Source organism: Nostoc sp. WHI (assembly GCF_015714725.1).
In the GTDB taxonomy this organism is placed as follows: domain Bacteria; phylum Cyanobacteriota; class Cyanobacteriia; order Cyanobacteriales; family Nostocaceae; genus Nostoc.
Map to the genome: position 1 here is coordinate 1 of NZ_WBKM01000105.1, position 11,525 is coordinate 11,525.

The following is an 11,525-nucleotide window of genomic DNA, read 5'->3' on the forward strand; positions in this document are numbered from 1 at the left end:
GGGAATGGGGAATGGGGAGAATAATCTACAATGCCCAATGCCCAATGCCCAATGCCCTATAGATTATTTAAGCTAACAGCATTTTTACGTTCACCTTCAATTTGTTTGACTAAATCACCTGGGAGTTGAGATTTTTTAGTCAATGCTTGATCAAAATTAGCGATCGCTTCCTGGATAAGTTGCTGGCTTTTTTCTTTTTTCCCCAGTTCTTTGAGGATTTGAGCTTTGAGATAATAAATTTCTGGATTATCAGATGTGGTTTTTATCGCCCGGTTGACATACTCTAGTGCCTGTGAATACCTTTTTAAATCCCGATAGGCAAGAGCAATACCCCGATCCACAAGATACTGAGGAGCAGCATTTTGTTCTAAGCGTCCAATTGCCTGATCTGGGCTAGCAAAAGGCAAGTTCACAGCCAACAGTAAATCCATATAACCTTTGATTAAATTCAATTCTGGATCGTTGGCAGAAATTGCTTCGGCTTTGTCTAAATATTCATATACTTGCCGCAACCGACCAAAGGCTTGCGGCACACCGTTGACTGTACCCTCACGCGTGAGAATTACCGCTCCCTCTAAAAAATGACCAACAGCAGTGTATAAATTACCACGCAATGGGTCGCTAGAAATCAGCTTTTGTCCGGTTTCTAGGGTTTTCTGACTGTAGGTGTCTAGTTTAGCCCAATCCTTATTTCCGTATGCTAAAGATGCCTTCATGGCATAAGCTAGAGGTTCATTAGGCTCTTTGGATAGAGCTTGTTGCAAATAACGCTCTGCTGCTGAATAGTTGCCCTGTTGGAAAATCGCTTTAAAAGCTGCTTCTGTTTGGTCGCCAATTGGATGAGGTTCGCTAGTCCGAAATGGATCGCCAGCTAGGGAGGGATTTACCCACAGATTAAGTGCGATTGCCCAAGGGGCAACGCCAAAGGCGAACGCAGCCCCAAAAGCCGATTGAGCAACGCTAGTGAGCCTCGCAAACACTATTAGTTGAAGCGAAGAAAATCTTTTAGTCATTTTAACCCTCAGAATAAATGCGGTTGAAATAGTTGTATGTGTTACTTAAAATGCAAAAAATGGTTAATTTGAAGTTGGCTCTGCTTCAGCCAAAATTTTCTATTAAGGTTGACTTGAGTAATTTTTTCATGTTCCCAGGCTTGTTGTAGCCATTGTTTAAGGGTGAGTCTGCCACAATGGAGAGAAGATGGATGATTCTTGCTGCTAGATTAGGGTGTTAAGGCAAGTGATCTACTATAAATTGTTCTAGAATTTTCCAGTTGCTCTCGGTGTAGTTAATCAGTAAATCGCTGACTTTTTGGTAATCTTAACAAATGCTCTATCTCCGAAATCTAATTTATCACCCCGCAGCGTGCCCAACAGCGATTCTCAAATCGATCAACTTGGAATTAGCACCCCAGCAGCTAGGTTTGATTATTGGCCCGAGTGGTTCTGGTAAAAGTACTTTACTAGAAATTTTGTCAGGACTAGCCGAACCCAGTACCGGCGCACTCTTCTGGCGGGAACAAGAACTCATCGCTGAACAGCTACAACAATTGGCGGGGTTGGTGTTTCAGTTTCCAGAACGACACTTTTGCGGTGGTTCGATTTTAGAAGAATTGCGTTTAGGACATCCTGAGTTAGGGTCAGAACGAGTGAAACAGGCGTTGAGTGAGGTGGGATTGGAGCATTTATCGCTTTCCGCAGCGCCCCATGCTTTGAGTGGTGGTCAGCAACGGCGTTTAGCTTTGGCAGTGCAATTGATTCGCCAGCCAAATTTGCTGTTGTTAGATGAACCCACGGCTGGGTTGGATTGGTCAATGCGTCGGCAACTGGTAAATTTATTAGCGAAACTGAAACAAGATTGGACACTATTGGTAGTGACACACGATGCTGGGGATATGTTAGCGATCGCAGACCGTTGCTGGACACTCAACCACGGTGAACTAGAATCAGTTGACCCAAAGACACTAGAATCGAAAGTTAAAGAACCTCTACCAGCCGGATGAAAGGGAGAGTGGGGAGCAAGGATTTTAGATTTTGGATTGAAATTTAATCTAAAATCTAAAATCTAAAATCCAAAATTGAATTGCCCAATGACAAACTTATTGCCTGAAATAACAGAAATTTGGCATCAAACTCTCAATTGGCAACCAACTGTCCAACAGCAAGCACAATTCCAAAGGCTTTATGAGTTAATTCTAGAAGGTAACCGCCAATTAAATTTAACTCGCATCACTGACCCCCAGGAGTTTTGGGAAAAACATCTCTGGGATTCCCTACGGGGAATTGCGCCACAAGGGCAATTTATCCCATCTCTCACTGATGGTACGTCTGTGATTGATATTGGCACAGGTGCAGGTTTTCCCGGTGTTCCAGTGATAATTACTGCACCTAATTGCACAATTACTTTGATGGATTCAACCCGGAAAAAAATTACTTTTATCGAAAAAATCTTAACTGAACTTGCCCTTACAAATACCAAAACTCTTGTTGATAGGGCTGAACAAATTGGTCAGCACCCCCAGTATCGACAAAGTTATGATATTGCCCTGATCCGCGCTGTTGGGGTAGCCTCTGTCTGTGCAGAATATACGCTACCACTGCTCAAACTGGGTGGTTTAGCGGTAATTTATCGTGGTAATTGGGCAGAAGATGAAACAATAGCTTTGCAGAATGCTGTGAACCAGTTGGGTGGTGTCATTGAATCAATCGAAAAATTTACAACACCCCTGAGTCACAGCATCCGGCACTGTGTGTATTTGCGGAAGGTAGCCGCCACACCAGTTGAATTTCCCCGTGCTACTGGTATACCTGCTCAAAAGCCTCTTTGACAGGAGCGGCAGGAGAAATTTTTCTTTGTCGCTTTAAGTACCTGTGCAGAATTAATTACATATTATAAGGTCATTGCGAGGCTTCCGACGCAATCCCAAACACCTGCGATTGCTTCATTCCGCTTTGCGACCTTCGCAATGACATTGTGCAATTAATTTTGTCTACCTACTTATTAAGCAAATTTACTTGCTGCTGCAAACCGTTTGTTAATCTCATCCCAGTTAACCACCTTCCACCAAGCATCTAAGTAATCGGCGCGGCGGTTTTGGTAGTTGAGATAATACGCGTGTTCCCATACGTCATTACCCAAGATGGGATATTTGCCTTCACTGAGGGGACTATCTTGATTAGCTGTAGATGTTACTTCCAGCTTGCCATCTTTGTTACGGACTAGCCAAACCCAGCCACTACCAAAACGACCAGCACCAGTTTCGTTAAACTGTTTTTTGAAAGCTGCAAAATTGCCAAAATTTTGATTAATAGCGGAAGCTATACCTCCTGTTGGTTCCCCTCCACCTTTCGGCTTCATAATTTTCCAGAACATTGAGTGGTTCACATGACCGCCGCCGTTATTGCGTACTGTTTTGCGAATATCTTCTGGTACTGTGTCAAGTTTCTGCAACAATTCTTCAACAGTTTTGTTTTTGAGTTCTGGGTGTTTATTTAATGCCGCATTCAGGTTTTTCACATAAGTTGCATGGTGTTTATCGTGATGAAACTGCATTGTTTTGGCATCAATGTGTGGTTCTAGTGCTTCGTAGGGGTAGGGTAAAGGCGGTAGTTTGATAACCCCTGTTGTGCTTGCTGTTGTGGCGGAAGTTGCAGTCTTTCCGTCAGAAGATTTCTCTGCTAATGCACAAGCATCTAACGTAAAAGTACCCGCACCTGCTGCGAGTAAAACCAAGAAATGGCGTCGATTAACAGTCATATAAGTTTTTGCAGCGAATCTATTAAGTCTCTATTGGCAGTTTTCATTTTCTTAGATTCTGGCTACAAAAAATTGGGTATTGGGGATTATTTATGGCGGTTTAAGATACTGCGCTTTTTGTCAATAAATTTAATGTATTTAAGAAGACGTTTTAAAAGCAAGCTATGCGTAGCGTCCCGTAGGGAAGTCCACTGAGGTAGACTAATGCCTAGCACTCACAGTTAAATCAGATACAGGGGGCTGGGAAAAAAGGGTAGGGATTATGTAGGGTTCAAGCTCTACATAATCCCTACCCTTCTCCTCTTCTGGTGAAGGATTTTTTGTGTTAAACGAGGAACCCAAGGCACAGTCTACTGATAAAAAATGCCAAGTATAATGTGCTATGAAGAAACGCCGAGAAAGACGATTTGCTCAACATTCAAGACACTAAGGGTGAAGTCATCACGTTGAATCGTGTAATTGTTGGAGCTGCCTGTAATAATGTAATCATTTTTGAACTCAGGCAAAATTAGCTTGTCCCATCCCCAGCCACCATTGATCGTGGCATTACCGTAACCAACATCAAATGTGTCGCGTCCAGATCCACCCTTGAGGAAGACATCGGCAATAACGCCGCCTTGGTCTGAAACGGGATTACTGCTAGCATCAATTCGACGAGCTTTGAAGTAATCGTTACCGTTTCCGCCATCAATCGTGCCGCCTTGAATGCCAATGCTGGTGCCATAGCCAGTCAGGCTATCAGCTCCTCCACCTCCGTAGATAATACCATCAGTATTGAGAATGCCTATACCAATAGCTTCTACACCACCGCTAATGCCACTACCTATTATGGTATCTTTGCCATCGCCTAAATTGATGATGCCACTGTTAACAATGCCTGTGCCGTCACCGCTCCTGGCATTGCCCTCGGCAATGTCGATGACGGCAATGCCGCCATTACCTATACCGGAGATGAAATCGTCTCCTGTTCCCTGAGAAATGCTGGCTCTGTTAATGATGCCTATACCCACATTTGCGTCCAAGTCACCACCAAAAAAGGAACTCTCTCCTGCACCGCCTATGCCTGTGCCAGAGAGTGAGTCGTTTCCTTCGCCACCAACAATGTAGCTATCTTGAGCATTGGAGATGCCTATACCTACACCAGCTCTGAATGATCTGAAACCGCCAGACGCATTCCTGCCCCTACCAATACCAGTAATAGAATCGTCTCCTTTCCCTCCACTAATCACGCTATCGCCACTATTGGAGATGCCTATACCCTCTCCTGCATCTGCTCCAGTTCCAGTTCCGGAGATGGAATCGTTCCCTTCTCCTCCATTAATGCTGCTGTACTCAGTGTTAGAGATTCCTATACCAGGGCCTGCAAGTTCTCCAAATGAAATTCCAGTTCCGGAGATCAAATCGTCCCCTTTTCCTCCATCAATGCGGCTATCCTGAGTATTATGGATGCCTGTAGGAATGCCTTCTCCCTCTAATCCTCCGGTTCCGGTTCCGGAAATTAAATCTTTTCCATCTCCTCCATTAATATAGCCGCCCTCAGTATTAAAGATACCTGTACCAGTGAAATCAAGTCTAGGCACAAAACCGCCAGTACCTGTGCCAGAGATATTATCGTCTCCCTTACCTGCATTGATAATGCCACTGTTAGCAATGCCTGTGCCATTTACTAGCCCTTCATCGCTGATCGCATTACCCTCGATAGTGTCGTTACCTGATAGAGTATTAATGACTCCATTTTGGAGAATTTCAATGCCAATGTTTGCTGAGAAGTCGTCATTGCCAATTGGCAAGGTGTTATTGGATTCTTGACCTGTCACTAGATCGGAACCAGGGGTGCCGATGAGCGGGGGAAAAGAAACAGTTAATCTGGGCATATAGAGTACTCCTAATTTAGTTTGATCCGGTTTTAAGCGCTGAAAATCCTGCTCTGTAAGTTCTTGACGTATCAGTTATAAGAAATAACTTTGAAATACCTTTTGTAGTAGGTATGCAGTTAGCAAGATAATATAAGGTTGCTAGTGGGTCAATCTATCCCTCGATAGAGGATTGAACATATAAGTTAAAAATATTACTTATTTAATTTCTGAAAATGCCTATTACATTTAGATACAAAAAAACTCTTAAGAGGCCAGCGAGAAAACCCTGTTTTGCTGCTTCTTAAGAGTTTTCGCTATCTAACCAAAATGCTGAATTATCGCTTCGGCAAATTCAGAACATTTTAAGGGTTCAACTGGTGGTTCTAGTAACCTTGCTAAATCGTAGGTGACTTGACTGTTGGCGATCGCATCCGCTAAACCTTTCTTAACTAGGTCTGCGGCTTCTTGCCAGCCCAGAAACTCCAGCATCATCACACCAGACAAAATCAGTGAACCAGGATTAATCCGATCCAAGCCGGCGTGTTTGGGTGCGGTGCCGTGGGTAGCTTCAAATATGGCACTAGCATCACCAATATTTGCTCCTGGCCCCATTCCTAAACCACCAACAATTGCAGCAGCAGCATCAGACAAGTAATCGCCGTTCAAGTTCATTGTCGCCAGAATCGAATACTCATCCGGTCGGGTTTGGATTTGTTGAAAAATACTGTCAGCAATCCGGTCATTCACCAAAATTTTATCTTTCCATTTGCCATCGCCGTGGGTTGCCCAAATTGAGTTAAGAACTGTTTCAACTTCCTTGACAATTTCCGCTTTTGTATCTGGGGTGAGGGCATCAAATCCAGGATCAATCTGGTGGGCGTTTTCTTCTAAGGAAATATTAGGATTTTTCTCCTTGTTGCTCAAAATCCAAGATTCCCGTTCAGTGACCGTTTCTTGGCGAAATTCGCTGGTTGCTAATTCATAACCCCAATCACGAAAAGCGCCTTCGGTATACTTCATGATGTTGCCCTTATGCACCAAAGTTACTTGTTGCTTGTCTTTGGGCAATAGCAAAGCGTGTTTGATGGCACGTCTGACTAGGCGCTGGGAACCAGTTTTGCTGATGGGTTTGATACCAATGCCAGAATCAAGGGGAATCCGTTTTTTCCCATGTTCTGGGGTAGCGGGGATTAGTTCCTCATTGATAATTTTAATTAAGCGGTCGCCAATTTCACTACCCTGTCGCCACTCAATACCCAAATAAATATCTTCCGTATTTTCCCGATAAACAATTACATCCAGCTTTTCGGGATTTTTGTGGGGTGAGGGTGTGCCTGCATAGTAGCGGCAAGGACGCACGCAGGCATACAGGTCAAAAATTTGCCGCAGTGCCACATTTAAAGAACGAATACCGCCGCCGACCGGGGTAGTCAAAGGGCCTTTAATAGCTACACCATATTCTTCAATTGCCGTGAGAGTATCCTGAGGTAAATACTGATAAGTTCCGTATAAATCACAAGCTTCATCTCCAGCGTAAATCTTGAACCAACTAATTTGACGCTGACCCTTGTATGCCTTTGCTACCGCAGCATCTAGCACCTTTTGGGTAGCAGGCCAGATATCTATACCTGTGCCGTCACCGCGAATAAAGGGGATAATTGGATTGTCTGGTACGATCGCTTCACCATTTTTGAAGGTGATTTTTGCTCCGGTTACGGGGGGGGTAATCTTGTCGTACATAGTTCACACACTCCTAATCGATACGCTGCTAGTCAAAAAAACCTTATGTGGCAGGCTTGCAAATTGTGCTGTGTCTTTTGTTCACCAAGTCATGAGGCGCAGATTTTCCCCCTATTCCCCTTGTACATTATTTGGGGATTAAGTGTGGGATTTCAGTGAAGCGATCGCAATTTTGTACGATCAAAAATAGTAAACTACTTTTCGCTATCAGTGCTTCGCCTTGGAGAATGCTGATAGTCTACCGTTCTTTCACTGACCGCTAACACAAGTAATGGCATGACAGACCCAATGATTTTATCAGTCCCTGCTAATGACATCGACTCCCTCCGACGATCGTTAATCGCTGGGTCTGAAAAAGTCCAGCAACAAATAATCCTACAGTTAGCTGAATTGGGTAATGAGGGATTAGACGTGTTGATGGAATTTTTACTGAAACGACGTGATAACCCGGCGACTTGGGTTGATGGCAAAGCCTACCAAGTCCTCTACAACTCTGATGCACCTCAAGTCAAAGAATTTCTGCTCTCTTGTTTTCCTGAGGGAATTGTACCTCTAAAATCAGAGTGCGGGATTAATTACAATTCTTTGCAACGTCTACTAGCTGTTCAAGACTTCCAAGCTGCCGATCGCGTGACTATAGAGAAAATGTGTGAACTATCAGGGCCAACGGCTGTTCAACGAAAATGGTTGTATTTTACTGAGGTAGAAAATTCCTCGGCTGTTGACTTGCAAACAATTAACAACCTATGGTTAGTTCATTCCGAAGGCAAGTTTGGCTTTTCAGTGCAGCGAGAAATTTGGTTAAGTTTAGGCAAAAAATGGGATAACTTCTGGCCAAAAATTGGCTGGAAAGAAGGTAACAAATGGACGCGATACCCTAACGAGTTTACCTGGGATTTGAGTGCGCCTAGAGGTCATTTACCTCTCTCTAATCAACTTCGGGGGGTGCGAGTCTTTGCTTCTTTACTCTCTCACCCGGCTTGGTTAAAGAATCTAGAAAAATGATTTTGAGCCTACGTACAAATAAATTATGATAAATTCCACCAAGCGCGAATTTTACGTCATTATTGAACGGGATGAAGATGGCTACTATGTCGGAGAAGTTCCTCAGTTAAAAGCCTGTTACAGTCAGGGAGAAACAATTGATGAGTTGATGGCTAATATGAAAGAAGTGATTGAACTTTGTTTAGAATCAGAAATTGATGAAAGAATACCAGAATTTGTAGGTATTCAAAAGGTAGTGATTTAGTAATTCAATGAAGTTCGAGTGGGACGAAAACAAAGCGCCAATAAATCTTTTAAAACATCAGACCATCTGAGCGAGAAGCATATAAAGAAGGGTAAGCCACAAATGGAAGACGATCTGCGATCAGAGTATGACTTAAAGAGCCTAAGGGTCAGAAAGTTCGGCTCTGAACGAAAGAGCTTTGGTAAGACAACAATTCGTTTAGAACCTGATGTTGCAGAGGTTTTTCCTAATGCCGATGCCGTCAATGAAGCTTTAAGATTTCTGATTAGAATTGTGCAGGACAACCAAGTTTCTGCACTTACAAAGCAGCCTCACAGTTCCTCAGAGGGGGCGGATAAAAGTCCCTAGTGCTGAGTTGGAGGTTGCTTGCCGCAGATCCCAAACTGAAAATATCAAATCGCATAATGGCAAACGTTCGTTTAGAAGAAATTAAGCGTAGATTTAATAATGTCACCGCTATCGAGGACATTACTTTTGAAATCCCTAATGGCGAGTTTTGGGTTTTAGTGGGGCCATCGGGTTGTGGAAAGTCAACAATTTTACGAACGATCGCAGGTTTAGAAACTGCTACATCAGGTAAACTTTTTATTGGCGATCGCTTAGTAAATAATATCCCAGCTAGACAACGAGATGTGGCGATGGTGTTCCAAAACTACGCTCTCTATCCTCACATGAGTGTGGCTCAAAACATCGGCTTTGGCTTGCAAATGCGGAAGGTTGATCGAAAAATTATTCAAGAACGGGTGTTGAATGTGGCGCGATCGCTTTCTCTGGATCATCTGCTAGATCGCAAGCCCAAACAACTTTCTGGGGGACAGCAACAACGAGTAGCATTAGGAAGAGCGATCGCCCGTGAACCACAAGTATTTTTACTAGATGAACCTTTATCTAATTTAGATGCCCAATTGCGCGACGATACAAGGGCAGAGTTGAAACAACTACATCAAGAATTGGGCATTACAACTATTTACGTCACTCACGATCAAGTTGAGGCGATGACTTTGGCTGATAAAATTGTGGTGCTAAATCACGGACGGATTCAACAAATTGGCGATCCGCAAAGTATTTATGCCCGTCCTGCTAATCAAATGGTGGCAACTTTTTTAGGTAGTCCACCAATGAATATTCTACCTGCAATTTATCAAAATGATGGCTTTGATGTCAGTGGGCAGTTGTTAGCAATTCCAGCACTCATAAGGGAGAAGTTACATCTGCGTCAAGGACAAACTTTTGATTTGGGAATTCGTCCAGAGCATATAAAAATCAACACCGACTCAGAACTTAGTACTCACAACTCAGCACTTTTATCGGTTGAAGTAAAAGTGGTGGAACCTTTGGGACGAGAAACTTTGATCCGTGCTGGTTTACCTGGTTCAACTGTGGTGTTGAATATTCAAGTAGGTGGGGATGTGCGTTTGCGTCCAGGCGATCGCCTTTCTTTACAACTCGATTTAAATCAGTTGTTTGTGTTTGATCCCAAAACTGGGGACAAATTATTACCTCAAGAATAACCAAATAATTATGAATTATTATGACATCAATCCAACCAGTAATTCAGACGTTATACGACCAAGATTATTACCTTTGGCTTAGAACAAGTATTAATCAACTTCGTGCTGGACAGTTTGCATCTGTTGATTTAGAAAACTTAATTGAAGAGTTGGAGAGTATGGGCAGACGTGAGAAGCGAACAATCAAAAGTTTGTTGATTCGACTTCTAGAACATCTGCTGAAACTCAAATACTGGGATGTGGAACAAGAGCGAAATGAAGGACATTGGAAAGGAGAAATCAGAACATTTCGCCGAGATATTAAGGATGAACTTAAAGATAGTCCTAGCCTAAAGCCTTACATTTTAGAAATTTTTGATGAATGCTATCAACAAGCAAGAACAGAAGCAAGCGATCGCTCCCAACTTCCCGTTGAAACATTCCCAATAATACCCATTGGCTCTTTAGAACAAATTTTAGATGAGAATTGGTATTAACAATTATGGTACAAATACTTCAATCGAAAGATATAACGTTACTAGAACTAGAAACTATATTTGGACTCCAGCTAATTCGGAATCAAGAATTTTTTCGAGAATGGCAAGATAATTTACTTGAGATTACTGAACTAGAAAAACAACAATTAGACAAAGTTCAGGCAGGATATTTTAATTTACTAAAGTATCCACCCATGCTTGAAAATGTTGTCAAAATGTCAGTATTAGACCCACTTTTATTTATTAGTGACTTTTATTTAGCTCCGTTTTATGTTAAATCGGAAAAAGCTATAGAAATTTACGCAGCAGATGAAAATACTATTATCAAAGGCAGTTTGGATGCGTTGGTTTTAAAAGAACAATTTTGGGTGATGGTGATTGAATCCAAACGGGCAACTTTTTCTGTAGAAGCTGGACTAGCTCAAATCTTAGCTTATATGTTAGCCAACCCTTACCCAGAAAAGCCTAGTTTTGGCATGATTGCCACAGGAGGAAGTTTTATGTTTCTGAAATTAGTTAAAGGAGAAACTCTAAGATACGCTACCTCTAAAGTTTTTGAACTCCGAAATCCTGACAATGAATTATATGATGTTCTGAGAATTTTAAAACGCCTGAGTCAGTTAGTGATTTCTCCAACTAGTTAGAAAACTCAGATGGATATTTGTGGGGATGTACATCTGCGTCTAAGAGGTTGTTTGAAAAGTGTCCGGTAATATATCAAAAATTTCAGATCCTCCTAAATCCTCCTTAAAAAGGAGGACTTTGAAAAGATTATTCCCCCCCTTTTTAAGGGCTACGGTGTACACACAAGTTATCGAATCACTACCAGTTCTCGAATTACCCCACCCTAACCCTCCCCTTGCAAAGGGGAGGGAACAAGATTTTCCGGTTTCCCCCCTTTACAAGGGGGGATTAAGGGGGGTAATTAGACTTGTGT

General features: G+C 42.5%; 13 protein-coding genes. 9 read left to right on the top strand and 4 right to left on the bottom strand.

Translation table 11 applies throughout. The features are described from left to right. Positions 1 to 56: 56 nt before the first annotated feature. Positions 57 to 1,013 carry a Sll0314/Alr1548 family TPR repeat-containing protein gene (locus F8S12_RS10300; protein ID WP_196516205.1) on the bottom strand — a complete coding sequence of 319 codons (957 nt, stop codon included), beginning with the start codon at positions 1,011 to 1,013 and terminating at the stop codon, positions 57 to 59. Positions 1,014 to 1,327: 314 nt separating this feature from the next. On the opposite strand from F8S12_RS10300, the gene F8S12_RS10305 reads away from it, so the two are divergent. Both F8S12_RS10305 and rsmG read left to right on the top strand, forming a co-directional pair. After that, a complete protein-coding gene (locus tag F8S12_RS10305; protein ID WP_196516206.1) occupies positions 1,328 to 2,002 on the top strand; it encodes an ABC transporter ATP-binding protein in 675 nt (224 codons plus the stop codon). An 87-nt stretch (positions 2,003 to 2,089) separates the two neighbouring features. Further along, entirely contained in the window at positions 2,090 to 2,827 is a 738-nt protein-coding gene (gene rsmG, locus F8S12_RS10310; protein WP_196516207.1) for a 16S rRNA (guanine(527)-N(7))-methyltransferase RsmG, read from the top strand. 173 nt (positions 2,828 to 3,000) lie between these two features. On the opposite strand, the gene F8S12_RS10315 is transcribed toward rsmG, so the two are convergent. The 3 genes from F8S12_RS10315 to F8S12_RS10325 all read right to left on the bottom strand — a co-directional run bounded on the left by F8S12_RS10315 (position 3,001) and on the right by F8S12_RS10325 (position 7,352). After that, the gene (locus F8S12_RS10315; protein WP_196516208.1) at positions 3,001 to 3,756 is read right to left on the bottom strand and encodes a superoxide dismutase; all 756 of its coding nucleotides are present in this window, start codon (positions 3,754 to 3,756) and stop codon (positions 3,001 to 3,003) included. A 380-nt stretch (positions 3,757 to 4,136) separates the two neighbouring features. Then, a complete protein-coding gene (locus tag F8S12_RS10320; protein WP_196516209.1) occupies positions 4,137 to 5,630 on the bottom strand; it encodes a hypothetical protein in 1,494 nt (497 codons plus the stop codon). Between the two features lie 300 nt (positions 5,631 to 5,930). Beyond that, positions 5,931 to 7,352, bottom strand: a complete 1,422-nt coding sequence (locus F8S12_RS10325) for an NADP-dependent isocitrate dehydrogenase (protein WP_196516210.1) — start codon at positions 7,350 to 7,352, stop codon at positions 5,931 to 5,933. Between the two features lie 276 nt (positions 7,353 to 7,628). Between F8S12_RS10325 and F8S12_RS10330 the strand changes: the two genes are divergently transcribed. From F8S12_RS10330 to F8S12_RS40470, 7 genes are all read left to right on the top strand, one after another. Continuing rightward, on the top strand, positions 7,629 to 8,357 hold the full coding sequence (locus F8S12_RS10330) for a GUN4 domain-containing protein (RefSeq protein ID WP_196516211.1): 729 nt from the start codon (positions 7,629 to 7,631) through the stop codon (positions 8,355 to 8,357). A gap of 25 nt (positions 8,358 to 8,382) precedes the next feature. Beyond that, positions 8,383 to 8,601, top strand: a complete 219-nt coding sequence (locus F8S12_RS10335) for a type II toxin-antitoxin system HicB family antitoxin (protein WP_196516212.1) — start codon at positions 8,383 to 8,385, stop codon at positions 8,599 to 8,601. Positions 8,602 to 8,703: 102 nt separating this feature from the next. After that, positions 8,704 to 8,949, top strand: coding sequence for a hypothetical protein (locus F8S12_RS10340; RefSeq protein ID WP_196516213.1), 246 nt, complete (start codon positions 8,704 to 8,706; stop codon positions 8,947 to 8,949). Between the two features lie 56 nt (positions 8,950 to 9,005). Further along, a complete protein-coding gene (locus F8S12_RS10345; protein WP_196516214.1) occupies positions 9,006 to 10,112 on the top strand; it encodes an ABC transporter ATP-binding protein in 1,107 nt (368 codons plus the stop codon). 20 nt (positions 10,113 to 10,132) lie between these two features. Continuing rightward, positions 10,133 to 10,588: a DUF29 domain-containing protein gene (locus F8S12_RS10350; RefSeq protein WP_196516215.1), complete on the top strand. Its 456-nt coding sequence runs from the start codon at positions 10,133 to 10,135 to the stop codon at positions 10,586 to 10,588. 5 nt (positions 10,589 to 10,593) lie between these two features. Further along, entirely contained in the window at positions 10,594 to 11,232 is a 639-nt protein-coding gene (locus tag F8S12_RS10355) for a restriction endonuclease subunit R (RefSeq protein ID WP_196516216.1), read from the top strand. Positions 11,233 to 11,290: 58 nt separating this feature from the next. Continuing rightward, on the top strand, positions 11,291 to 11,525 hold a 235-nt coding region (locus tag F8S12_RS40470; RefSeq protein ID WP_230967927.1), incomplete at its 3' end, for a hypothetical protein.

Bases quoted from the DNA above. Each gene is read 5' to 3' on its own strand.
- F8S12_RS10305 (WP_196516206.1), top strand. From the start codon at position 1,328: ATGCTCTATCTCCGAAATCTAATTTATCACCCCGCAGCGTGCCCAACA.
- F8S12_RS10315 (WP_196516208.1), bottom strand. From the start codon at position 3,756: ATGACTGTTAATCGACGCCATTTCTTGGTTTTACTCGCAGCAGGTGCG.
- F8S12_RS10345 (WP_196516214.1), top strand. From the start codon at position 9,006: ATGGCAAACGTTCGTTTAGAAGAAATTAAGCGTAGATTTAATAATGTC.
- F8S12_RS10330 (WP_196516211.1), top strand. From the start codon at position 7,629: ATGACAGACCCAATGATTTTATCAGTCCCTGCTAATGACATCGACTCC.
- F8S12_RS10335 (WP_196516212.1), top strand. From the start codon at position 8,383: ATGATAAATTCCACCAAGCGCGAATTTTACGTCATTATTGAACGGGAT.
- rsmG (WP_196516207.1), top strand. From the start codon at position 2,090: ATGACAAACTTATTGCCTGAAATAACAGAAATTTGGCATCAAACTCTC.
- F8S12_RS10320 (WP_196516209.1), bottom strand. From the start codon at position 5,630: ATGCCCAGATTAACTGTTTCTTTTCCCCCGCTCATCGGCACCCCTGGT.
- F8S12_RS10350 (WP_196516215.1), top strand. From the start codon at position 10,133: ATGACATCAATCCAACCAGTAATTCAGACGTTATACGACCAAGATTAT.
- F8S12_RS10340 (WP_196516213.1), top strand. From the start codon at position 8,704: ATGGAAGACGATCTGCGATCAGAGTATGACTTAAAGAGCCTAAGGGTC.
- F8S12_RS10355 (WP_196516216.1), top strand. From the start codon at position 10,594: ATGGTACAAATACTTCAATCGAAAGATATAACGTTACTAGAACTAGAA.
- F8S12_RS10300 (WP_196516205.1), bottom strand. From the start codon at position 1,013: ATGACTAAAAGATTTTCTTCGCTTCAACTAATAGTGTTTGCGAGGCTC.
- F8S12_RS10325 (WP_196516210.1), bottom strand. From the start codon at position 7,352: ATGTACGACAAGATTACCCCCCCCGTAACCGGAGCAAAAATCACCTTC.